A 22,599-nucleotide genomic window follows, 5' to 3' on the forward strand; every position below is an offset into this window, starting at 1 on the left:
GCGCTCCCGCTGGCCAAGCACCTATAAGGTGCCCGCGCCCGATGCCCGCTGATCTTGTGGAGCACTCCGCGGCACTTCCCCTCAGCGCGCATCGTTACCATGCGTGGACGCACATTGGGACGACCACTGACGACGACGAGGGACGGGCGAGCGCGTGGCCGAGGCGGCAGACTTCCAGGGGACCAGTCCCTCACCTGCCCGCCGCTGGTTGCGGCGCACCGGAGCCCTGCTCACCGCCGCCCCTCTGCTGGCCGGTCTGCTCCAGCTGACCGCCGGCCAGCCCGCACAGGCCGCGGGCCAGACGTCGGCCAAGGACGCCTCCGGCTCCCGTACGGTCTCCGTCTCCCTGGACTCGCTCAGCCCCGCCGTCCCGACCGAGGACGACACGCTGACCGTGTCCGGCACGGTGACCAACAACAGCAAGCAGCCGGTCACCGACGCCCAGGTGGATCTGCTGCTCGGACCCGAGCTGGACACGCGCTCGGGAATCGACGACGCGTACGAGGGCGGCGAGTACGTGGCCGGCGCGGACGGTTCGGAGATCGGCGACGACTACACCCAGAAGCTGCCCGACCTCACCCCCGGAGTCGCGGAGCACTTCAGCATCTCCGTGCCCGTGCAGGAGCTGAACCTGGACCAGGCCGGGATCTACCAGCTCGGCGTCGCGCTGTCCGGCGAGACCCCCGAGCAGCAGTGGGAGCAGGTGCTGGGCTTCCAGCGGACCTTCCTGCCGTGGCAGCCCGGCGAGGCGGACAGCACGACCCGGACGACGTTCCTGTGGCCCCTGATCTCCGACGCCCATATGACCGCGGAGACGGGCTCCAACGAGAAGCAGACCCCGGTCTTCCTCGACGACGGCCTGGCCAAGGAGCTCTCGCCCGGCGGCCGGCTGGAACAGCTGGTGTCGCTCGGCAAGGACCTCGACGTCACCTGGGTGATCGACCCCGACCTGCTGGCCTCCGTCGACGCCATGACCGAGCGCTACGACATCAAGGCGCCGGACGGCACCGTCACACCGGGCCGCAGCCAGGCCGTCGCCAAGCGGTGGCTGTCCGACCTGCAGAAGGCCGTGGAGGGCAAGGAGGTCGTCGCCCTGCCCTTCGGCGACCCGGACCTCGCGTCCCTGGCGCACAACGGCACGAACGTCACCGGTTCGCTCAGCCACCTCAAGGAGGCCACCGACGCCGCCGTGACGACGGTGGGGACGGTCCTGCATGTGAAGGCGTCCACCGACTTCGCCTGGCCGGTCAACGGTGCCGTCGACCCCTCGATCGTCAAGGTCGCCACCTCCGCGGGCGCCGACAAGGTGATCGCGCGCAGCGACAGCCTCCAGGAGACCGACAGCCTGACCTACACGCCGTCCGCGCCCCGCCCCATCGGCGGCGGCACCACCGCGATCGTGGCGGACGCCCGGCTGTCGACGGCGTTCCAGGGCGATCTGACGACGGCGTCGGCGGGCACGCTCGCCGTGCAGCGCTTCCTGGCGCAGAGCCTCGCCGTGAACCTCCAGATCGACAAGCAGCGCAGCATCGTGGTGGCCCCGCAGCGCATGCCGACCGCCAGCCAGGCCCACACCATGGCCCAGGCGTTCGCCGCGCTGCAGGGCAGCTCCTGGTACCAGGCGCAGACCCTCTCGGACACGGCGGCCACCAAGCCGGACCCGGGCGCCAGCACCCGGGTGCCCCCCGCCTCGGACTACCCCACCGCGCTGCGGAGGCAGGAGCTGCCGCGCAGCGCCTTCGTGGACATCGCCACCACGCAGGGGAAGCTCGACAACTTCAAGGTCATCCTCACGGACGAGTCCCGCGTGGTGACCCCGTTCGGCCGGGCCATGAACCGGGAGATGTCCACCTCCTGGCGTGGCCACCGCATCGCGGCGCAGAAGTTCCGCAACGGCGTCCAGAGCTATCTCGACGACCTGGCCGGTCAGGTCGTCCTGATCGAGAAGTCGGAGACCAAGCTCTCCGGGCGCAGCGCCACGATCCCGGTCACCGTGCAGAACAACCTGGTGCAGGACGTCGACAACCTCGTCCTGCGGCTCACCTCCACCAGCCCCAACCGGCTGGAGATCGGCGGCGAGGCGTACGACGAGCAGACGGTGTCCGTCTCCGGCGGCCACAGCCAGTCGGTGAAGTTCACCACCTCCGCCAACGCCAACGGCAAGGTCACGGTGATCGCCCAGCTGTTCACCGAGGACGGCCAGGCATACGGCGAGCCGGTCACCTTCGACGTGAAGGTCACCGAGTTCACCGCCACGGTCATGCTGGTCATCGGCGGCGGTGTGCTGCTGCTCGTCCTGGCAGGCTTCCGGATGTACACCCAGCGCAAGCGCGCGGCCGCCCGCAACGGCGAGGACGCCGACGAGGCGGGCGAGTCCGCCGACGCCGCGGAGAACCCCGAGGGCACCGAGGACCGTCTCACCGAGCAGACGCAGGACTCGGAGGAGTCGGACGCCCGCTCCCGGGCAGGCGAGCCGGAGCAGGCGAGTGACCCGACACCGGACACCGCAGCGGAAAACACGGACCCGTCCGGCACGGGTGAGAGAGTGGACCGTTGAGGATGTCGTGGCCGGTGGGCCCGGGACGATAAGGTGGGGTAACCATGAACGCGCCGTACGACGGTGACCGCGGCCAGGCCGTGGGCGGCCCGGGGCACCCCGAGGGCCCGCCGCCCGAGCACGGCCAGGTACCGGCGCAGCATCCGGCCGACATGTACCTCCAGGACGCCTACGAGCAGGACCCCTACCGGGCGCAGGATCTCGCCGCCCAGGACCCGGTCTCCGAGGCGCTCTACGACCGCGCCGCGCACCCGCCGCCACCCCCCGGCACGTACCCGCAGCAGCCGCTGTACGCCCAGCCGCCGCAGTCGCCGTACGCACCCGACCCGCGCGTGTGGGCCCAGCCCCCCGCCCCCGAGCCGGACGGCGCGACCCAGTACCTGCCCTACGGCGACGACCCGCGCACCACCCAGTACGTCGGCGTCGACGACCTGGTCACCCAGGCCGGCGAGGAGCGCCACGAGCACGACGCCTTCGCGCACCTCTTCCGCGACCAGCAGCAGCACGGCACCCACCCGGAGGCCGGCCACCTCTCCGTGCCCGGCCCCGCCCACGCGCCGTACCCCGGCCAGGCCCCGGCGGCCCCCTACGGAATGCCCCAGGGTCCCGCCCCGCAGCAGGAGGCCCCCACGCCCGCTCCCGCCGAGCCCCTCGAACCCGCCGAGCCCCCCGCCGCCCCGACGCCCGCGCCGAGCAGGGGGAAGAGCGGCCGCGCCGCGAGCCTGCTGAAGTCCAGCGCGGTGATGGCGGCGGGCACGATGGTCTCCCGGCTCACCGGATTCATCCGCTCGGCGATGATCGTCTCCGCGCTGGGCCTGCTGCTGCTCGGCGAGTCGTTCCAGGTGGCCTACCAGCTGCCGACGATGATCTACATCCTGACCGTCGGCGGCGGCCTGAACTCCGTCTTCGTCCCGCAGCTCGTACGGGCGATGAAGGACGACGAGGACGGCGGCGAGGCATACGCCAACCGGCTGCTGACCCTGGTCATGGTGGCCCTCGCGGCGCTCACCGCGGCGGGCATGTTCGCCGCCCCGTACCTGGTCCGCGCCCTGTCGAACCCGCTGGCCTCGAACCCCGCCGCGTTCGACGTGGCCGTGACCTTCACCCGGTACTTCCTGCCCTCGATCTTCTTCATGGGCGTCCATGTGGTGATGGGTCAGATCCTCAACGCCCGCGGCCGTTTCGGCGCGATGATGTGGACCCCGGTCCTGAACAACATCGTCATCATCGTGACGCTGGGCATGTTCCTGTGGGTGTACGGCACCGCCGAGAACTCCGGGATGACCGTCGACAACATCCCGGACGAGGCCATCCGGCTGCTGGGCATCGGCATCCTGCTCGGCCTCGTCGTCCAGGCGCTGGCCATGATCCCCTACCTGCGCGAGACCGGGTTCCGGCTGCGGCTGCGCTTCGACTGGAAGGGCCACGGCCTGGGCAAGGCCGCGAAGCTCGCCAAGTGGACGGTCCTGTTCGTCCTGGCCAACCAGGCCGGCGCCCTGGTGGTCACCCAGCTGGCCACCGCGTCGATCGTCGACTCCGGCGTGGACGGCACCGGCTTCAGCGCCTACGCCAACGCCCAGCTCATCTGGGGACTTCCGCAGGCCATCATCACCGTCTCCCTGATGGCCGCCCTGCTGCCGCGCATCTCCCGCTCGGCCGCCGAGAACGACGCGGGCGCCGTCCGGGACGACATCTCCCAGGGCCTGCGCACGACGGCCGTCGCGATCGTCCCGATCGCCTTCGGGTTCATCGCGCTCGGCATCCCCATGTGCACCCTGATCTTCGGCTCCTCGGGCACCGAGGCCGCCACCAACATGGGCTACATGCTGATGGCGTTCGGCCTCGGCCTGATCCCGTACTCCGTGCAGTACGTCGTCCTGCGCGCCTTCTACGCCTACGAGGACACCCGCACCCCCTTCTACAACACGGTCATCGTGGCCGCCGTCAACGCGAGCGCCTCCGCCCTGTGCTACCTCCTGCTGCCGGCCCGCTGGGCCGTGGCCGGCATGGCCGCCTCCTACGGCCTGGCCTACGTCATCGGCGTGGGCGTCGCCTGGCGGCGGCTGCGCAAGCGGCTCGGTGGCGACCTGGACGGCGCGCGCGTGCTGCGGACGTACGCACGGCTCTGCATCGCCTCCGTCCCGGCGGCGCTGCTCAGCGGCGCGGCCTGCTACGGCATCGCCCAGGCCCTCGGCCTCGGCGTCCTCGGCTCCCTGGCCGCTCTGCTGGCCGGCGGTGCCGTCCTCTTCGGCGTCTTCTTCGTCGCGGCCCGCAGGATGCGCATCGAGGAGCTGAACTCCATGGTCGGCATGGTGCGCGGCCGACTGGGCCGCTGAGGCGGGGAGGTACGCGCACAACCATCGTCCGCCGCTGTGTGTCGTGCACAGCGACGGACTGTGGGCACAATTGGTTTCGGCGTCGGACGGCGCGCAAAGGATGGGGAGGCAGACGACGGTGGCGGATCGGAGCAGGGCTGCCGTCGACGTGGCAGACAACAGCGGCGAGGCGCCGCTGACCGCCGAGGCGGACCAGGCGGGCCAGTCCACGGCCGACGGGGCGGAGCAGACCGGGGAGCGGGACACGGACAAGGACGAGGCACAGGGGAGCGGCGGGACGGAAGGTCCCGGAAAGGTCTCACCGCCCGAGCTGCACAGCGGTCACAAGCTCGCCAGGCGCTACCGCCTGGAGGAGTGCGTCACCCGTCTGGACGGTTTCAGCAGTTGGCGTGCCGTCGACGAGAAACTCCGCCGCGCCGTCGGCGTTCACATCCTGCCCGCGGACCACTCGCGTGCCCGTTCCGTCCTCGCCGCGGCCCGGTCCTCGGCCCTGCTGGGCGACCCCCGTTTCGTCCAGGTCCTCGACGCCGTCGAGGAGAACGACCTCGTGTACGTGGTGCACGAATGGCTGCCCGACGCCACCGAGCTGACCGCGCTGCTCGCCGCCGGCCCCCTCGAACCGCACGACGCCTACCAGTTGGTCAGCCAGATCGCCTCCGCCATGGCCGCCGCCCACCGCGAGGGCCTGGCCCATCTGCGCCTGAACCCCAACGCCGTCCTGCGCACCTCCACCGGTCAGTGGCGCATCCGCGGCCTCGCCGTCAACGCCGCGCTGCGTGGCATCAGCTCCGACTCCCCGCAGCGCACCGACACCGAGTCGATCGGCGCCCTGCTGTACGCCGCCCTCACCCAGCGCTGGCCGTACGAGAACGACGCGTACGGGCTGTCCGGGCTGCCCAAGGACATCGGTCTGATCGCCCCCGACCAGGTACGGGCGGGCGTGCACCGCGGGCTGTCCGAGCTCGCCATGCGGGCCCTCGCCAACGACGGGGCGACGGCCTCGAAGCACGAGGCCGCGTGCACCACGCCGGAGGAACTGGTCAAGGCGATCAGCGAGATGCCCCGCATCCGCCCGCCGGAGCCGGCGTTCACCGCACCGCCCGAGTACCAGCGCACCACCTATCAGCAGGGCACCTACGGCCGCCCGGCACCCCACCCCGGCGTCACCCAGCCGGTGCCCGCCCCGCCGCCCCCGCTGCAGACCCGTACCGGCAAGGCCCTGAAGTGGGCCGTCTCCGCCCTCCTCATCGCCGCCCTCGGCCTGGGCAGCTGGCAGCTCGCGGACGCCCTCATGGAGCGCGGCGGCAAGGCGGAGGACACCAACCGGACGCAGACCACGGAAGACGGCGACAAGAACAAGCCCAAGCCGCTCCAGCCGATCGCCATCACCAACGCGCAGGAGTACGTCGCCGAGGGCAACGCCCAGGCCGCCGAGGACGTGCCCCACACCTACGACGGGGACAGCTCCACCTACTGGCGCACCAAGAGCTACACCGAAGGCCCGGAGCTCGCGCCCTACAAGCCCGGCGTGGGCATCGTCTACGACCTCGGCTCCGCCAAGACGGTCTCGGCCGCCTCGATAGGGCTCCGGTACACCGGCGACCGCACGACGGTCCACCTGTACGCCGTCGACTCGCTGTCCCCGTCCGACCCCCTCGACTCCGCGAAGGAGATCGGAACCGCGACCGCCACCGGGGACTCTCTGACGGTGAAGGCGTCGAAGAAGGCGAAGACGCAGTACGTGCTGCTCTGGATCACGCACGTGCCGTACGCGCCGTACGACGACTACAGCAACGCGGGCTTCAAGCAGGCCATCACCGATGTGAAGTTCACGGGCTGACGTCCACCGCACGGGGAGGCCGGATGGCTGAGGATCCCGGATACGCCGGGGTGAGCGACCAGGACCTGCTCGCCAGGCATGTGTCCGGCGACCCCGAGGCATTCGGCGAGCTCGTGCGTCGGCACCGCGACCGGTTGTGGGCCGTGGCCCTGCGCACGCTGGGGGACCCCGAGGAGGCCGCGGACGCCGTCCAGGACGCGCTGGTCTCCGCCTATCGGGCCGCGCACACCTTCCAGGGCAAGTCGGCCGTCACGACCTGGCTGCACCGCATCACCGTGAACGCCTGCCTCGACCGGGCGCGCAAGGCCGCCTCGCGCAAGACCGCTCCGGTGGACGACACCGAGCGCCTGGAGCAGCTGCTGGAGCCGCACGAGTCGGCCTCGGCGCCGGCCGAGCGCAACGAACTGCACCGGCAGCTGATCGAGGCGCTCGGCACCCTGCCCCCGGATCAGCGGGCCGCCCTCGTCCTGGTGGACATGCAGGGCTACCCCGTCGCCGAGGCCGCCCGCATCCTCGACGTGCCCACCGGGACCGTGAAGAGCCGGTGCGCGCGCGGCAGGGCCAGACTTATGCCGCTCCTCACCCATCTGCGGCCGGAAAGCACCCGAGAGGGCGGTTCGAAGGACGAGGGGCGGAACCGGACGCAGGGGACATCCGTCCCACCCGCAGCGGGACCGCGCTCTGCCGGTCCCGAGGATTCCGGGCCAAGCGACTCAGCTGCAGTGAAGGGCGGAGGTGGGCGAGCGTGACTTCCTCGACGGACACGGCCGGGCACCCGGACGTCGCCGAAATCTCCGACCTCACCGAGGGCCTGCTGCCCCCGTCCCGGAGCACCGACGTACGGCGGCATCTGGAGCAGTGCGAGCTCTGCGCGGACGTCTACGCGTCCCTGGAGGAGATCCGGCAGGCGCTCGGGACACTGCCCGGACCGCCCCGGATGCCCGCCGATGTGGCGGGGCGCATCGACGCGGCGCTGGCCGCGGAAGCGCTCCTCGCCTCGGAGGCCGACGCCGCCGACGCCGCCGGGGCCGACGCCGCCGAACGCCACACCGAGCGCAGCTCCTCCGAGAGCAGTTCCTCTGAGCGCAGCACCTCCGTGCCCGCGGCCTCCGAGCCCACGGCCTCCGAGTCCACGGCCTCCGAGGAGGTGTCGTCCGCTCCCGCGGCGCACTCCGAGGATGACGACCCCCGTGTTTCACGTGAAACATCGCCCGCGCCCGACCGACCCGGCGACCGACCCGCTGATCGCCCCGCCGGCCGCCCTCGGGCCGCCACCGGCCCCGGTCGCAAGGACCGTCGCCCCGGACGCCGTCGGATCGCCGTGCTCGGCGCCGCCTTCACCGCGGCCGCGCTGGGGCTCGGCTCCTTGCTGTTGTCCTCATGGGGAGGCGGATCCCCGTCCGGATCCCCCGAGCACGACGAGCAGACCTCCGCCTCGGACACCTTCGCCCAAGGCACGCTGGAACGCCAGGTCACCGACCTGCTCACCGCGAAGGACAGCATGCGAGGCGGCTCGCGCACTCCACGCAGCCTCGAAGGCGGCCCCTCCATGGAGGGCCACAGCACCAAGGAGTCCCCGAAGGTCTTCCAGCAGCCGACGGTCCCCGAGTGCGTCCGAGAGGGCATCGGCCGCAACACCCCGGCGCTCGCCACCGAGGAGGGCGTCTACAAGGGACGCGAGGCACTGCTCGTCGTCCTGGCTGACACGGCCGACAGCAGCAAGGTCAACGTCTACATCGTCGACGCCGTCTGTGTGCAGCAGGACTCCACGGCCAAGGCGGAGGTTCTGCTGAAGACCTCCTACGACCGTCCCTGAGCCTCACCACGTCTCCCTGACGCCTGGGTGTCGTCCCTTCGTGTGCCCGGACACAGTGGGAATGCGCGCCCCTTAGGATCCGTTGGGTGGGGTGAGAGTTCCGAAAGGAGCTCCCACCGGTCGAACGACGCAGTCCAGAGACGAGGAATCAAGCCGTGAGCGACGTCCGTAACGTGATCATCATCGGCTCCGGGCCCGCCGGCTACACGGCGGCGCTCTACACCGCGCGCGCGTCGCTGAAGCCCCTGGTGTTCGAGGGCGCTGTCACCGCCGGTGGTGCGCTGATGAACACCACCGAGGTGGAGAACTTCCCGGGCTTCCAGGACGGCATCATGGGCCCCGAGCTCATGGACAACATGCGTGCTCAGGCCGAGCGCTTCGGCGCTGAGCTCGTGCCGGACGACATCGTCTCCGTCGATCTGACCGGTGAGATCAAGACGGTCACCGACACCGCGGGCACGGTCCACCAGGCCAAGGCGGTCATCGTCGCCACCGGCTCCCAGCACCGCAAGCTGGGCCTGCCGAACGAGGACGCCCTGTCCGGCCGCGGTGTCTCCTGGTGCGCCACCTGTGACGGCTTCTTCTTCAAGGACCACGACATCGCCGTGATCGGTGGCGGCGACACCGCGATGGAGGAGGCCACCTTCCTCTCGCGCTTCGCCAAGTCCGTGACCATCGTCCACCGCCGGGACACCCTGCGGGCCTCCAAGGCCATGCAGGAGCGTGCCTTCGCCGACCCGAAGATCAAGTTCGTGTGGGACAGCGAGGTCGCCGAGATCCAGGGCGACCAGAAGCTCTCCGGTCTCAAGCTGCGCAACCTCAAGACCGGTGAGCTCTCGGAGCTTCCCGTCACCGGCCTGTTCATCGCGATCGGCCACGACCCGCGCACCGAGCTGTTCAAGGGCCAGCTGGAGCTGGACGAGGAGGGCTACCTGAAGGTGGACGCCCCCTCCACCCGGACGAACCTGACCGGTGTCTTCGCTGCCGGTGACGTCGTGGACCACACCTACCGTCAGGCGATCACCGCGGCCGGTACCGGCTGCTCCGCCGCCCTCGATGCCGAGCGCTTCCTCGCCGCCCTCGCCGACGGCGACAAGGCCGAGCCCGAGAAGACCGCTGTCTGACCCCCCTCCACCCGCCCCACGCACAACCAGTTAAAGGAGCCCCCCGTGGCCGGCAACCTGAAGAACGTCACCGACGACTCCTTCGAGCAGGACGTCCTCAAGAGCGACAAGCCCGTCCTGGTGGACTTCTGGGCCGCCTGGTGCGGTCCGTGCCGCCAGATCGCGCCGTCCCTGGAGGCGATCGCCGCCGAGTACGGCGACAAGATCGAGATCGTCAAGCTGAACATCGACGAGAACCCGGCCACGGCCGCCAAGTACGGCGTTATGTCCATCCCGACGCTGAACGTCTACCAGGGCGGCGAGGTCGCCAAGACCATCGTCGGCGCCAAGCCGAAGGCTGCGATCCTGCGCGACCTTGAGGACTTCATCTCCCAGTGACGCACGGGTGAGACGGAGCGACGTTTCACGTGAAACACGAAGGGGCCGGCCCGCACAGGGCCGGCCCCTTCGTCCTGTCACAGGGGACGCAGCGCCGGTTCCTTCTGCACCGCTCCCAGCAGCCGGTCCAACGCCATCTCCACGTCTTCCTTCCAGGAGAGGGTCGTGCGCAGCTCCAGCCGGAGCCGGGGATGGGTGGGATGCTGCCGCACCGTCTTGAAGCCGACCGCCAGGAGATGGTCGGCGGGCAGCAGACAGGCGGGCTCCTTCCAGCGGGCGTCCCCGAACGCCTCGATCGCCTTGAAGCCCCGCCGCAGCAGATCCTTGGCCACCGTCTGGACCATCACCCGCCCGAGACCCTGCCCCTGGTAGCCGGGCACGATGAAGCCGGTCATCAGCTGTACGGCGTCCGGTGACACAGGGCTCGTCGGAAACGCCGCGGAGCGGGGGACATAAGCGGGTGGCGCGTAGAGCACAAAGCCCACGGGCACGTCGTCGACGTAGACGACCCTGCCGCAGGAGCCCCAGTCCAGCAGCACGGCGGAGATCCACGACTCCTTCTCCAACTCCGACGTACCGGCCTTCACCGCGGCCTCGCCGCTGACGGGGTCCAGCTCCCAGAAGACGCACGAACGGCAGCGCTGGGGGAGATCCTGAAGGTTGTCCAGCGTGAGCGGTGCGAGCCGACGCCCCATGAAGGCTGTTCCTCACTTCCCTCGCCCGCGGCAGCGCGGGCGGCAGGTGGATGATCCCTTCCCGTTCGCATCGTAACCACCCAGCGATTCACTCGATACCGGCAGAAAGCAAAGAGCGAGCCGTGATCCGGTACACACCGGACACGGCTCGCTCCGCCGGCCTGGCCCGCCCCGCACGTCCGGCGTGGCGCGCCCCTGCTCGGCTCAGTCCTCCACGTCGTCGGAGCCGCCCTCCAGAAGGCTCTTCTGGAGAACGGGGCCCTCACCCGGGGCCAGCGTGCCGAGAATGCGCTCAAGGTCTTCGACCGAGGCGAACTCGACCGTGATCTTGCCCTTCTTCTGGCCCAGGTCGACCTTCACACGGGTCTCGAAGCGGTCCGAGAGGCGCGTGGCGAGATCGGACAGCGCCGGGGACAGCCGGGCTCCGGCTCGGGGCTTCTTGGCGCGCGAGGGCTTCTGCTCCCGCGATCCCATCAGCTGCACGATCTCCTCGACCGAGCGCACCGAGAGACCTTCGGCGACGATCCGCTTGGCGAGCTGCTCCTGCTCATCCGGATCCTGGACACCCAGCAGCGCCCGCGCGTGGCCCGCCGACAGCACCCCGGCGGCGACCCGGATCTGGATCGGACGGGAGAGCTTCAGCAGCCGCAGGGTGTTGGTGACCTGCGAGCGGGAACGGCCGATGCGCTCCGCCAGCTCGTCATGAGTGCAGTTGAAGTCCGTCAGCAGCTGGTCGTAGGCGTTCGCCTCTTCGATCGGGTTCAGCTGGGCCCGGTGGAGGTTCTCCAGGAGCGCGTCCACGAGCATCTTGTCGTCGTCCGTGTGCCGGACGATCGCCGGGATGGCCTCAAGCTCCAGCTCCTTGCAGGCCCGCAGGCGGCGCTCACCCATGATGAGCTCATAGCGCCCGGGGCCGGCCTGCCGGACGACGACCGGCTGGAGAAGGCCGACCTCCTTGATGGAGACGACCAGCTCGTGCAGCGCGTCCTCGTCGAAGATCTCACGCGGCTGCTGCGGGTTCGGCGTGATGGCGTCGAGGGGGATCTCCGCGAAGTGCGCTCCGATCGGAGGCGCAGGCAGCTCCGGTGCGGCGGGAGCCTCTGTTTCACGTGAAACAGGCGGAGCCTCGATCAGCTTGCCCGCGGCGATGCCCCGCTCGGACGTCAGGATCGAGAGCCCTGCGGGGGAGGTGGATGCGCCGCCGCCCACCGCCGTCGCAGCCGGTGTCTTCTCCGTCGGGGCAGAGGGGATCAGCGCGCCGAGACCACGGCCCAGTCCCCTTCGTCGCTCGCTCACTGGATCCCCTCCACCATGTTCGGGTTGTTCTGCGCGCCGATGTGGGCGCGGGTCGGGTCGTAGCTGATGCCCACGCCCTTCAGCGCGATCTCTCGCGCCGCTTCAAGATAGGACAGCGCACCGCTCGATCCGGGATCGTAGGTCAGCACCGTCTGCCCATAGCTCGGCGCCTCGGAGATACGGACCGAGCGGGGAATGCTCGTCCGCAGCACCTCGTCGCCGAAGTGGTTGCGCACCTCGTCCGCGACCTGGGACGCCAGCCGCGTCCGGCCGTCGTACATGGTGAGCAGGATCGTCGACACATGCAGGGTCGGGTTGAGATGCCCGCGCACCAGGTCGACGTTGCGCAGCAGCTGGCCCAGGCCCTCCAGCGCGTAGTACTCGCACTGGATGGGGATGAGGACCTCCTGGCCCGCGACGAGCGCATTGACCGTCAACAGACCGAGGGAGGGCGGGCAGTCGATGAGGATGTAGTCCAGCGGCTGCTCATATGCCTGGATGGCCCGCTGAAGCCGGCTCTCCCGAGCCACCAGCGACACCAGCTCGATCTCCGCACCGGCGAGATCGATCGTGGCGGGGGCGCAGAACAGACCCTCGACGTCGGGCACGGGCTGCACGACCTCGGCGAGCGGCTTGCTCTCGATCAACACGTCGTAGATCGACGGGACTTCGGCATGGTGATCGATGCCCAGAGCGGTGGAGGCGTTGCCCTGCGGGTCGAGGTCGATCACCAGGACCCGGGCGCCGTGCAGAGCCAGAGACGCGGCGAGGTTGACGGTGGTCGTCGTCTTGCCGACCCCGCCCTTCTGGTTGGCCACGCAGATGATCCGGGTCTGCTCGGGCCGCGGAAGGCCCTCGCCGGCGCGGCCCAGAGCCTCGACCGCCAACTGGGCGGCACGACCGATGGGGGTGTCGTCCATCGGGGGCGGTGTTTCACGTGAAACATCCATCCCCGGCGACTCGGTACGGGGACCGGGGACCGGATCGGTCATCGGTCCCGCGATGTTGGCGTCGGACCGCAAGGATTCACTCTCCTCGACTTCAGGCTCGCAATGAACAGAGCCTCCCATGTCTTCGGGGTCGTGAACCAGTGAGGCCGGTGCTTCTGTGGAGAAATCCACCTCTGTGGACAACTCCGATCCCGCATCGGGTGAACCATCAGGCTTGTCGAGGGACTCGGAGGGCTTGTCGAGGGAGCCAAGGGGCTTACGGTCGCGAGGTTCGGCCGCGGCGCGGCCCCGGCTGATGATGCCGTGCAGCAGTGAGCGACGTTTCACGTGAAACACGATGCAGCGCACTCACGGCCGAACTGTCGCGACACTCCGTCATGCGTAGGTTGGGCAGCTTATGTGGAGTACGTCGCACGAGACCGACCTCACACCGCCGGAGACCGGCCTCCCCCGCACGAGGCCCCCGCACGTGACCCCCTCACGAGACCGGCCTCGCTCCGCTCAGCGCCGCCGCCGCGCCCGCCCCGTACGCGCAGCCTTCGCCCGCTTGGCCGCGAAACGCACGCCACCGGGACTCTCGCCGACCTCGACCCGCACGACCGTGGACGGCGGATCCACCACGCCCTCGCCCACCTGAAGGATGGACGTGCCCACGGCACCCAGCTTGCTCAGGGCCGTGGCCGCGCTCTTCAGCTCCTCCTCGGCGGTATCGCCCTTGAGGGCGAGCATCTCGCCGTAGGGCCGCAGCAGCGGGATGCCCCAGGTGGCCAGGCGGTCCAGCGGGGCCACCGCCCGGGCCGTGACCACATGGACCGGGGTGAACTTGCCCATGACCTCCTCGGCACGGCCGCGCATCACCGTCACGTGGTCCAGCCCCAGCAGCTCCACGACCTCGGTCAGGAAGGTCGTACGCCGCAGCAGCGGCTCCAGGAGCGTGATCTTCAGATCCTCCCGGACGAGGGCCAGCGGGATACCGGGCAGACCGGCCCCCGAACCGACGTCGCACACGGTGACGCCCTCGGGCACCACCTCGGAGAGCACCGCGCAGTTCAGCAGATGCCGCTCCCACAGGCGGGGCACCTCACGCGGGCCGATCAGACCGCGCTTCACACCCGCCTCGGCGAGCAGCTCCGCATAGCGGACCGCGTCCGCGAAGCGATCGCCGAACACCTCACGTGCCTGCTCGGGCGCAGGGGGGAGCTCCGCTGCCTCCGTCACGGGGACCGTCCTTCCGTACCGCGTCGACGCGCCCAGGCGCCGACACCAGAACCACCAGAACTATCAGGCTGACAAAATTCGGCCCCGCCTGCGCTACAGACGGGGCCGGTGGAGCGTGTGGAGCGATCAGGCAGGCAGTACGACGACGAAGCGCTGCGGCTCCTCGCCCTCGGACTCGCTGCGCAGACCCGCGGCCTTGACCGCGTCGTGCACGACCTTGCGCTCGAACGGCGTCATCGGCTTCAGCTTCACCGGGGAGCCGGTGCTCTTCGCCTCGGCCGCGGCCTTGGCGCCCAGCTCGGCGAGCTCGGTGCGCTTCCTGGCCCGGAAGCCGGCGATGTCCAGCATCAGCCGGCTGCGGTCCCCGGTCTCCCGGTGCACGGCCAGGCGCGTGAGCTCCTGGAGCGCCTCAAGCACCTCGCCGTCCCGGCCGACCAGCTTCTGCAGGTCGCGGCTGCCCGCGTCGCTGATGATCGAGACAGAGGCGCGGTCGCCCTCGACATCCATGTCGATGTCGCCGTCGAGATCGGCGATGTCGAGCAGACCCTCGAGGTAGTCCGCCGCGATCTCGCCCTCCTGCTCCAGGCGGGTCAGGGTGTCTGCACCCTCGGCAGCGGCGGAGGTGGTGCCTTCCGTCACGGGATGGACTCCTTCTTACTTCTTGGACGGGGACTTGGGGCGCTGCGGACCCTTGCGGCCGGACTGCGCCTTGCTGCGGCCACCGGAGCCGGGCTTGGGTGCGGCCTTCTTCTGGGCAGCCGGAGCGGCGTCCTGGGGCGTGTCGGCCTTCTCCAGCGACGTGGGCTCACCGGCCGCCTTGGCGGCGGACTGACGCTGGGACTTCGTCTGCCGCTTGGGCTGCTGGCGCTTGGCCTGACCCGCGGCGGTGGTGACCGGCGTACCGTCCTCGGTCACGGTGGCCACGGCCGTCTCGCTCTTGATCACAGAACCGTCGGCCTGGGCCGCGAGGCCCGCCTTGCTCAGACCGTTGATGAACTTGCGCTCGTACTCGTTGCGGTCCCGGCCCTTGGCGACGATCGCCTTGACGATGACCCGCTCGCTGCGCCGGCGGACCTTGCCGTGGTGCGTGACGTGCTTGGTCAGCCGCTCCAGGTAGGCGGCCTGGGCCTTGGAGCCCGGCGTCGGGTTGTTGCGGATGATGTACATCTGCTGGCCCATGGTCCACACGTTGGTGGTCAGCCAGTAGACGAGGACACCCACGGGGAAGTTGATGCCGAAGACGGCGAAGATGACGGGGAAGACGTACATCAGCATCTTCTGCTGCTGCATGAACGGCGTCTTCACCGTGGTGTCGACGTTCTTCGTCATCAGCTGGCGCTGCGTGTAGAACTGCGACAGCGACATCAGGATGATCATGACCGCGGTGACGATGCGGACGGTCGTGATCGAGGCGTCGAGCGCCTGGGCGTCCGCGGCGCTGTCCGTGAACGTCGAGGCCAGGGGAGCCCCGAAGATGTGGGCCTTCTGCGCGCTGTCCAGCAGGCTCTGGTTGATCGAGCCGATCGTGTCGCCGTTCGCGATGCTGTTCAGCACGTGGTACAGCGCGAAGAAGAACGGCGACTGCGCCAGGATGGGAAGGCACGAGGAGAGCGGGTTGGTACCCGTCTCCTTGTACAGCTTCATCATCTCTTCGGACTGGCGCTGCCGGTCGTTCTTGTAGCGCTCCTGGATCTTCTTCATCTCCGGCTGGAGCGTCTGCATGGCCCGCGTCGCCTTGATCTGCTTCACGAAGAGCGGGATCAGGCAGATCCGGATGACGATCACCAGGGACACGATGGACAGGCCCCAGGCCCAGCCCGTATCAGGTCCGAAGATCGCACCGTACAGCTTGTGGAACTGCACGATGACCCAGGAGACGGGTGTGGTGATGAAGCTGAAGAGGCTGGCAATCGTGTCCACTAATCATGCTCCTTGGGCATGGGACGGAGTCTCTGCGGCCGGGCTCGAAGGACTGGAGGAATTCTGTCCCTCGGTGGCCGGGTCGGCGGCGGAGGGTCCGCCCTTGCGTGCGCGCCAGGCACCGCGCAGCATCTCGTGCCATCGCGGCCGCTTGCGCGGCGGGACATGGTCCACACCGCCCAGCGACCACGGATTGCACCGCAGGATGCGCCAGGCGGTCAGGGCCGTGCCCTTGACCGCACCGTGCCGGTCGATGGCCGTGTAGCCGTAGTGGGAGCACGACGGGTAGTACTTGCACACCGGCCCGAGCAGTGGACTGATCGTCCACTGGTACAGCTTGATCAGCGCCAGCAGCGGGTACTTCATCGCGCGCCCCCTCCCAGCAGCCGCTGCAAGGCGGCGTCCAGGTCTTGGGCCAGCTGTTCGTGGTCGGCGTCGCCCGCACCGGGCAACGCGCGTATCACTACCAGGCTACCGGGGGGCAGCAGGGCCACCCGGTCACGCATCAGATGACGGAGTCTGCGCTTGACCTTGTTGCGCACGACCGCACCGCCCACGGCCTTGCTCACGACGAAACCCGCACGCGTCGGAGGAGCGCTCTCCCCAGGCGCGTGCGGGTCCGTGGCACCGCTTCGTAGGTGGACGACGAGAAGAGGGCGACCGGCCCTGCGTCCTCGTCGTACCGCGGTCGCGAAATCCTCGCGCCGCCTCAGCCGGTTCTCGGTGGGCAGCACGACGCCATGACCTGACCGGTATCAGGCGGACAGACGGGCGCGACCCTTGCTGCGGCGGGACGCCAGAACGGCGCGGCCGGCACGGGTACGCATCCGCAGCCGGAAGCCGTGGGTCTTCGCGCGACGACGGTTGTTCGGCTGGAAGGTGCGCTTGCTCACTCGGGGGCTCCAGAAAGATTCGGTAGTGGCGGGGTGCCGTCCTGGCTGTCACCGTGCGCCCACGAGTAGCTCGCGTTACGCCCGAGTGCACCGCTTTCCGATCACCTAGACGCGATCTGTGCCCATCGGAGGCAGGCGGCAGCAGCCATCGACAACTCGACCTGGTTACGGTACGCGGGGCTACGCCATCCGGTCAAACCAGGGCCCCGTGGGAGACACTGTCCACAGCCTGGGGACAACAACTTGAACCGTACCCGCCGCGCTGACTACCGTGGCTGGACTCCGATTCGTTCCCTTGTCACCCGCCCAGCGGGTTTGTACCTGCCGACCCGCCCCGACCTACATCCCGATCCGTCCCGCAAACCACACGTTCGTGGGACCTGTGAGAGAGCGTGCCCTGTGGCTGACGTACCTGCCGATCTTGCCGCAGTGTGGCCGCGAGTACTCGAGCAGCTTCTCGGTGAGGGCCGTGGGCAGGGTGTCGAGGCCAAGGACGAGCACTGGATCCGCCGCTGCCAGCCGCTCGCGCTGGTCGCCGACACCGCCCTGCTGGCCGTACCGAACGAGTTCGCGAAGAACGTGCTCGAAGGCCGCCTGGCGCCGATCGTGAGCGAGACGCTGAGCCGGGAGTGCGGCCGCCCCATCCGTATCGCGATCACCGTCGACGACACCGCGGGCGACCCCCCGGCCCCGCCGGCACCGCCCGCCCAGCAGTCCCAGCCGCGCTACGAGGAGCCCGAGCCCGCCCCCTACGAGGGCTACGGCCGCCACCGCGCCGAGCCCCTCCCGGGCACCGCCGACCAGCTCCCCCCCGCCCGCGCCGACCAGCTCCCCCCGGCCCGCCCTGCGTACCCCAGCGAGTACCAGCGCCCCGAGCCCGGCGCCTGGCCGCGCCCCGCCCAGGACGAGTACAGCTGGCAGCAGCCCCGCCTCGGCTTCCCCGAGCGCGACCCGTACGCGGACCGCGACGGCTACGCCGACCACGACCCGTACGCCTCGCCCTCCTCGCAGGACACCTACGGCGGCCAGGCCGCCGACGCCTACGGACACAGCGGCCACGAGCCCTACGGCACCGGCTCCCAGGACTCCTACGGCTCACCGGACTACCGCCCGCAGACGCCCGAGCGGCCCGCGTACGAGCAGCGGCCGGACTTCGACGGCGGCCGCGGCGACTACGACCAGCAGGGCGCCCGCCGCGAGCTGCCCGAGCCGCAATCCGGCTCCGGCCCCGCCCACCGCGGCGGCCCCTCGGCCACCGCCGGCGGAGCTCCGGGAACCCCCGGCGCACCGGGCTCGGCGCCCGCGGCCAAGAGCGGACCGGGCGAGCCGACCGCGCGACTGAACCCCAAGTACCTCTTCGACACCTTCGTCATCGGCGCCTCCAACCGCTTCGCGCACGCGGCCGCGGTGGCCGTCGCCGAGGCGCCCGCGAAGGCATACAACCCCCTGTTCATCTACGGGGAGTCGGGCCTCGGCAAGACCCACCTGCTGCACGCCATCGGGCACTACGCGCGCAGCCTCTACCCCGGCACGCGCGTGCGGTACGTGAGCTCGGAGGAGTTCACCAACGAGTTCATCAACTCCATCCGCGACGGCAAGGGCGACAGCTTCCGCAAGCGCTACCGCGAGATGGACATCCTGCTCGTGGACGACATCCAGTTCCTCGCGGACAAGGAGTCGACGCAGGAGGAGTTCTTCCACACCTTCAACACGCTCCACAACGCCAACAAGCAGATCGTGCTGTCCTCCGACCGGCCGCCCAAGCAGCTGGTGACCCTGGAGGACCGGCTGCGGAACCGTTTCGAGTGGGGTCTGATCACCGACGTGCAGCCGCCCGAGCTGGAGACGCGCATCGCGATCCTGCGCAAGAAGGCGGTGCAGGAGCAGCTCAACGCCCCGCCGGAGGTGCTGGAGTTCATCGCCTCCCGGATCTCGCGGAACATCCGTGAGCTGGAGGGCGCGCTGATCCGGGTCACGGCGTTCGCGTCGCTGAACCGGCAGCCGGTGGACCTGGGCCTGACGGAGATCGTGCTGAAGGACCTGATCCCCGGCGGCGAGGACTCCGCGCCGGAGATCACCTCCACGGCCATCATGAGCGCCACGGCGGACTACTTCGGCCTGACCGTCGAGGACCTGTGCGGCACCTCGCGCGGGCGCGCGCTGGTCACGGCTCGGCAGATCGCCATGTACCTGTGCCGGGAGCTGACGGACCTGTCCCTGCCCAAGATCGGCGCGCTGTTCGGCGGCCGGGACCACACCACGGTCATGCACGCCGACCGCAAGATCCGCAACCTGATGGCCGAGCGGCGCTCGATCTACAACCAGGTCACCGAGCTCACCAACCGCATCAAGGCCGGCTGAGCCCTCCGCATCAAGGCCGGCTGACCCGTCCGCATCCAGAACGGCTCACCGTCCACCGCAAGCCGGCTGAGGTCCGCCTCAGAGCCCTTTCACGGCCCTTCACGGCCCTTCACAGCCCCTCGTACGACGCTCCAGGGCGCCCCGGGAACGATTCCCGGGGCGCCCTTCCCGTTTCCCCGGCGTCATCCTCTGTTCGAATCCGGGCGAGGTTACGGCCACTCTCCACAGATTCGGCGACTTTCTTCCGTCCCCAGGGTGGGGACGGGAAAGTTGTCCCGAACTCCATCCACAGACCACCCTGTTGAAGGACCATCAGACCAGGTCAGATGGCTGTGGATTCGTGGACGAACGATATCCACAGGGTGTGGACGAAGAAACAATCCACAGGCTGTGTACAAAGTTTTCCACCGGCAACCCACAGGCTGAGGCCCGTTGTCCCCAATGATCCCCGGCTTCTCCACATGGCTGTCCACTGTTCGGCAACAGGACGCACCCGCCCACCGGGTCGAGTGAAAGGCGTCACACGAGGTTGCCTGTTTGCCCTGTGGGAAAGACGGGGAAAGCTGGGGACGAGTCTGGGGAGAACTCGCCCCTCCCTGTGCATGGCGTGTGCAGAACTTTCTGTTCTCCACAGACGCCCCTGGTTGTCCACCGGCTCCGTCCCCAGGGGATGGGGACAAAATTTGGGCTCTGACCTGCGGAAACGAAGTTATCCACGGTATCCACAGGCCCTACTACTACCGACGACTAGAGAGAGCCCGGGAATCGTTTCGAAGCGGGGCCTGTGCACAACTCGCTCTCCGGCGCTTGTCCGCGGCCCGTCACGACTTGACCCCGAGGGGCACCGACTGTCAGTGGCGTGCGTCAGACTGGTCCCCGGTGTCCTTCCCGTCCCAGGGGCTCGGGACACCGAGACAGACGACGAAGCGAAGCAGGGCGAGAGCGCCGGCAACAGCAGGAGGCGGCTAACCGTGAAGATCCGGGTGGAACGCGACGTACTCGCGGAGGCAGTGGCCTGGGCGGCGCGCAGCCTTCCGGCCCGTCCGCCGGCGCCTGTCCTCGCCGGCCTGCTGCTGAAGGCCGAGGACGGCCAGCTGAGCCTGTCGAGCTTCGACTACGAGGTCTCGGCGCGGGTCAGCGTCGAGGCTGAGGTCGAGGAGGAGGGCACCGTCCTCGTCTCCGGCCGGCTGCTGGCCGACATCTCGCGGGCCCTGCCCAACCGCCCGGTGGAGATTTCCACAGACGGTGTACGGGCGACCGTGGTCTGCGGCTCCTCGCGGTTCACACTCCACACCCTGCCTGTGGAGGAGTACCCGGCGCTGCCGCAGATGCCGAGCGCGACCGGCACCGTCCCCGGCGAGGTCTTCGCCTCCGCCGTCTCCCAGGTGGCCATCGCCGCCGGCCGTGACGACACGCTGCCCGTGCTGACCGGTGTGCGCATCGAGATCGAGGGCGACACTGTCACGCTGGCCTCCACCGACCGCTACCGCTTCGCGGTCCGCGAGTTCCTGTGGAAGCCGGAGAACCCGGACGCCTCCGCGGTCGCCCTGGTGCCCGCCAAGACGCTCCTGGACACCGCCAAGGCCCTCACGAGCGGCGACAGCGTGACGCTGGCGCTGTCCGGCTCGGGCGCGGGCGAGGGTCTGATCGGCTTCGAGGGCGCCGGCCGTCGTACGACGACCCGCCTGCTGGAGGGCGACCTCCCGAAGTACCGCACGCTCTTCCCGACCGAGTTCAACTCCGTCGCCGTGATCGAGACCGCCCCCTTCGTGGAGGCCGTCAAGCGTGTGGCCCTGGTCGCCGAGCGCAACACCCCGGTGCGGCTCAGCTTCGAGCAGGGTGTGCTGATCCTGGAGGCCGGTTCCAGCGACGACGCACAGGCTGTGGAAAGGGTCGACGCCCAGCTGGAGGGCGACGACATCTCGATCGCCTTCAACCCGACCTTCCTGCTGGACGGCCTGAGCGCGATCGACTCCCCGGTGGCGCAGCTGTCGTTCACCACGTCCACCAAGCCCGCGCTGCTCAGCGGCAAGCCGGCGGTCGACGCCGAGGCGGACGAGGCGTACAAGTACCTGATCATGCCGGTGCGGCTGAGCGGCTGACCTGCGCGGAGTTGTCCACAGGCCGTGGACGGAACCTGCCCGGCCTGTGGGGAAACCCGCAGGTGAGGGCGCGGCCGGGGGTGTACGTATGAGCGCGTATGCCCACAGCTGTGCGTGAGGGTCCGGGTTTAGGCTCGGACGTGGGTACGAAGGTGCCTCACACGCCACAGCAACCTAAGGAACAACTGATGGAGCTCGGTCTCGTCGGCCTCGGCAAGATGGGCGGCAACATGCGCGAGCGGATTCGCCGCGCGGGCCACACCGTCATCGGATACGACCGCAACCCGGACCTCGCCGATGTCCACAGCCTGGAAGAGCTTGTGGGCAAGCTCAAGGGTCCGCGCGTGGTCTGGGTGATGGTCCCGGCCGGTGCGGCCACCCAGTCGACGATCGACGAGCTCGCCGAGCTGCTTCAGCCCGGTGACGTGGTGGTGGACGGCGGCAACTCGCGCTGGACGGACGACGAGAAGCACGCCGAGGAGCTGGCCGCCAAGGGCATCGGCTTCGTCGACTGCGGTGTCTCCGGCGGTGTGTGGGGCCTGGAGAACGGCTACGCGCTGATGTACGGCGGCGACCCGGAGAACGTCGCCAAGGTGCAGCCGATCTTCGACGCGCTCAAGCCCGAGGGCGAGTTCGGCTCGGTGCACGCGGGCAAGGTCGGCGCGGGCCACTTCGCGAAGATGGTCCACAACGGCATCGAGTACGCGATGATGCAGGCCTACGCCGAGGGCTGGGAGCTGCTGGAGAAGGTCGACTCCGTGGAGAACGTCCGCGAGGTCTTCCGCTCCTGGCAGGAGGGCACGGTCATCCGCTCCTGGCTGCTGGACCTGGCCGTGAACGCCCTCGACGAGGACGAGCACCTGGACGGCCTGCGCGGCTACGCCCAGGACTCCGGTGAGGGGCGCTGGACGGTGGAGGCCGCGATCGACAACGCGGTCCCGCTCCCGGCGATCACCGCCTCGCTGTTCGCGCGGTTCGCCTCCCGCCAGGAGGACTCCCCGCAGATGAAGATGATCGCCGCGCTGCGCAATCAGTTCGGCGGCCACGCGGTCGAGAAGAAGTAGTCCACAGCCTGGGGAAACCCGGGCCGCACCTGTACGCCGGGGGAGGTCG

At 69.7% G+C, this 22,599-nt stretch carries 19 protein-coding genes; 10 read left to right on the forward strand and 9 right to left on the reverse strand.

Annotation, left to right across the window (positions count from 1 at the left end; translation table 11 throughout):
• The first annotated feature begins 154 nt into the window (after positions 1–154).
• The 7 genes from ACSU6M_RS17030 to trxA all read left to right on the forward strand — a co-directional run bounded on the left by ACSU6M_RS17030 (position 155) and on the right by trxA (position 10,051).
• On the forward strand, positions 155–2,557 hold the full coding sequence (locus ACSU6M_RS17030; RefSeq protein WP_437070565.1) for a DUF6049 family protein: 2,403 nt from the start codon (positions 155–157) through the stop codon (positions 2,555–2,557).
• A gap of 44 nt (positions 2,558–2,601) precedes the next feature.
• Positions 2,602–4,893 (forward strand): murein biosynthesis integral membrane protein MurJ, encoded by a 2,292-nt coding sequence (murJ, locus tag ACSU6M_RS17035; RefSeq protein ID WP_437070566.1) that lies wholly within the window; start codon positions 2,602–2,604, stop codon positions 4,891–4,893.
• 118 nt (positions 4,894–5,011) lie between these two features.
• Positions 5,012–6,733 (forward strand): serine/threonine protein kinase, encoded by a 1,722-nt coding sequence (locus tag ACSU6M_RS17040; protein ID WP_437070567.1) that lies wholly within the window; start codon positions 5,012–5,014, stop codon positions 6,731–6,733.
• A gap of 23 nt (positions 6,734–6,756) precedes the next feature.
• Entirely contained in the window at positions 6,757–7,482 is a 726-nt protein-coding gene (gene sigM / locus ACSU6M_RS17045; protein ID WP_437070568.1) for an RNA polymerase sigma factor SigM, read from the forward strand.
• A complete protein-coding gene (locus ACSU6M_RS17050; protein WP_437070570.1) occupies positions 7,479–8,549 on the forward strand; it encodes an anti-sigma factor family protein in 1,071 nt (356 codons plus the stop codon). The genes sigM and ACSU6M_RS17050 overlap by 4 nt, the downstream gene beginning before the upstream one ends.
• Positions 8,550–8,704: 155 nt before the next feature.
• The gene (gene trxB / locus ACSU6M_RS17055; protein ID WP_437070572.1) at positions 8,705–9,673 is read left to right on the forward strand and encodes a thioredoxin-disulfide reductase; all 969 of its coding nucleotides are present in this window, start codon (positions 8,705–8,707) and stop codon (positions 9,671–9,673) included.
• A 45-nt stretch (positions 9,674–9,718) separates the two neighbouring features.
• Positions 9,719–10,051: a thioredoxin gene (gene trxA / locus ACSU6M_RS17060; RefSeq protein WP_437070574.1), complete on the forward strand. Its 333-nt coding sequence runs from the start codon at positions 9,719–9,721 to the stop codon at positions 10,049–10,051.
• 77 nt (positions 10,052–10,128) lie between these two features.
• On the opposite strand, the gene ACSU6M_RS17065 is transcribed toward trxA, so the two are convergent.
• From ACSU6M_RS17065 to rpmH, 9 genes are all read right to left on the reverse strand, one after another.
• Positions 10,129–10,746, reverse strand: coding sequence for a GNAT family N-acetyltransferase (locus ACSU6M_RS17065; protein ID WP_437070576.1), 618 nt, complete (start codon positions 10,744–10,746; stop codon positions 10,129–10,131).
• Between the two features lie 204 nt (positions 10,747–10,950).
• On the reverse strand, positions 10,951–12,042 hold the full coding sequence (locus tag ACSU6M_RS17070; RefSeq protein ID WP_437070578.1) for a ParB/RepB/Spo0J family partition protein: 1,092 nt from the start codon (positions 12,040–12,042) through the stop codon (positions 10,951–10,953).
• Positions 12,039–13,112 carry a ParA family protein gene (locus tag ACSU6M_RS17075; protein ID WP_437075190.1) on the reverse strand — a complete coding sequence of 358 codons (1,074 nt, stop codon included), beginning with the start codon at positions 13,110–13,112 and terminating at the stop codon, positions 12,039–12,041. The genes ACSU6M_RS17070 and ACSU6M_RS17075 overlap by 4 nt, the downstream gene beginning before the upstream one ends.
• 381 nt (positions 13,113–13,493) lie before the next feature.
• Positions 13,494–14,210 carry a 16S rRNA (guanine(527)-N(7))-methyltransferase RsmG gene (gene rsmG, locus ACSU6M_RS17080; RefSeq protein ID WP_437070580.1) on the reverse strand — a complete coding sequence of 239 codons (717 nt, stop codon included), beginning with the start codon at positions 14,208–14,210 and terminating at the stop codon, positions 13,494–13,496.
• 126 nt (positions 14,211–14,336) lie between these two features.
• Positions 14,337–14,849, reverse strand: a complete 513-nt coding sequence (locus tag ACSU6M_RS17085) for a protein jag (RefSeq protein WP_437070582.1) — start codon at positions 14,847–14,849, stop codon at positions 14,337–14,339.
• A gap of 15 nt (positions 14,850–14,864) precedes the next feature.
• Complete coding sequence (yidC, locus tag ACSU6M_RS17090; RefSeq protein ID WP_437070583.1) at positions 14,865–16,130, reverse strand: membrane protein insertase YidC; 1,266 nt, start codon at positions 16,128–16,130, stop codon at positions 14,865–14,867.
• Between the two features lie 3 nt (positions 16,131–16,133).
• Positions 16,134–16,496 (reverse strand): membrane protein insertion efficiency factor YidD, encoded by a 363-nt coding sequence (gene yidD, locus ACSU6M_RS17095; protein ID WP_437070584.1) that lies wholly within the window; start codon positions 16,494–16,496, stop codon positions 16,134–16,136.
• The gene (gene rnpA, locus ACSU6M_RS17100; RefSeq protein WP_437070585.1) at positions 16,493–16,864 is read right to left on the reverse strand and encodes a ribonuclease P protein component; all 372 of its coding nucleotides are present in this window, start codon (positions 16,862–16,864) and stop codon (positions 16,493–16,495) included. Before rnpA ends, yidD begins: the two co-directional genes overlap by 4 nt.
• Positions 16,865–16,885: 21 nt before the next feature.
• Positions 16,886–17,023, reverse strand: a complete 138-nt coding sequence (rpmH, locus tag ACSU6M_RS17105) for a 50S ribosomal protein L34 (RefSeq protein ID WP_016644655.1) — start codon at positions 17,021–17,023, stop codon at positions 16,886–16,888.
• A 399-nt stretch (positions 17,024–17,422) separates the two neighbouring features.
• Here rpmH and dnaA point away from each other — a divergent pair, with 399 nt between their 5' ends.
• The 3 genes from dnaA to gnd all read left to right on the forward strand — a co-directional run bounded on the left by dnaA (position 17,423) and on the right by gnd (position 22,550).
• On the forward strand, positions 17,423–19,384 hold the full coding sequence (gene dnaA / locus ACSU6M_RS17110) for a chromosomal replication initiator protein DnaA (RefSeq protein WP_437070586.1): 1,962 nt from the start codon (positions 17,423–17,425) through the stop codon (positions 19,382–19,384).
• Positions 19,385–20,355: 971 nt separating this feature from the next.
• Positions 20,356–21,486, forward strand: a complete 1,131-nt coding sequence (gene dnaN, locus ACSU6M_RS17115; RefSeq protein WP_437070587.1) for a DNA polymerase III subunit beta — start codon at positions 20,356–20,358, stop codon at positions 21,484–21,486.
• Between the two features lie 188 nt (positions 21,487–21,674).
• Positions 21,675–22,550, forward strand: coding sequence for a phosphogluconate dehydrogenase (NAD(+)-dependent, decarboxylating) (gnd, locus tag ACSU6M_RS17120; RefSeq protein WP_437070589.1), 876 nt, complete (start codon positions 21,675–21,677; stop codon positions 22,548–22,550).
• Positions 22,551–22,599 lie beyond the last annotated feature (49 nt).

The organism is Streptomyces sp. enrichment culture (assembly GCF_964272895.1).
Lineage (GTDB): Bacteria > Actinomycetota > Actinomycetes > Streptomycetales > Streptomycetaceae > Streptomyces.

Excerpts from the sequence above, each read along its gene's own strand:
- murJ (WP_437070566.1), top strand. The coding sequence starts at position 2,602 with ATGAACGCGCCGTACGACGGTGACCGCGGCCAGGCCGTGGGCGGCCCG.
- sigM (WP_437070568.1), top strand. The coding sequence starts at position 6,757 with ATGGCTGAGGATCCCGGATACGCCGGGGTGAGCGACCAGGACCTGCTC.
- ACSU6M_RS17065 (WP_437070576.1), bottom strand. The coding sequence starts at position 10,746 with ATGGGGCGTCGGCTCGCACCGCTCACGCTGGACAACCTTCAGGATCTC.
- ACSU6M_RS17075 (WP_437075190.1), bottom strand. The coding sequence starts at position 13,112 with ATGGGAGGCTCTGTTCATTGCGAGCCTGAAGTCGAGGAGAGTGAATCC.
- yidD (WP_437070584.1), bottom strand. The coding sequence starts at position 16,496 with ATGAAGTACCCGCTGCTGGCGCTGATCAAGCTGTACCAGTGGACGATC.
- gnd (WP_437070589.1), top strand. The coding sequence starts at position 21,675 with ATGGAGCTCGGTCTCGTCGGCCTCGGCAAGATGGGCGGCAACATGCGC.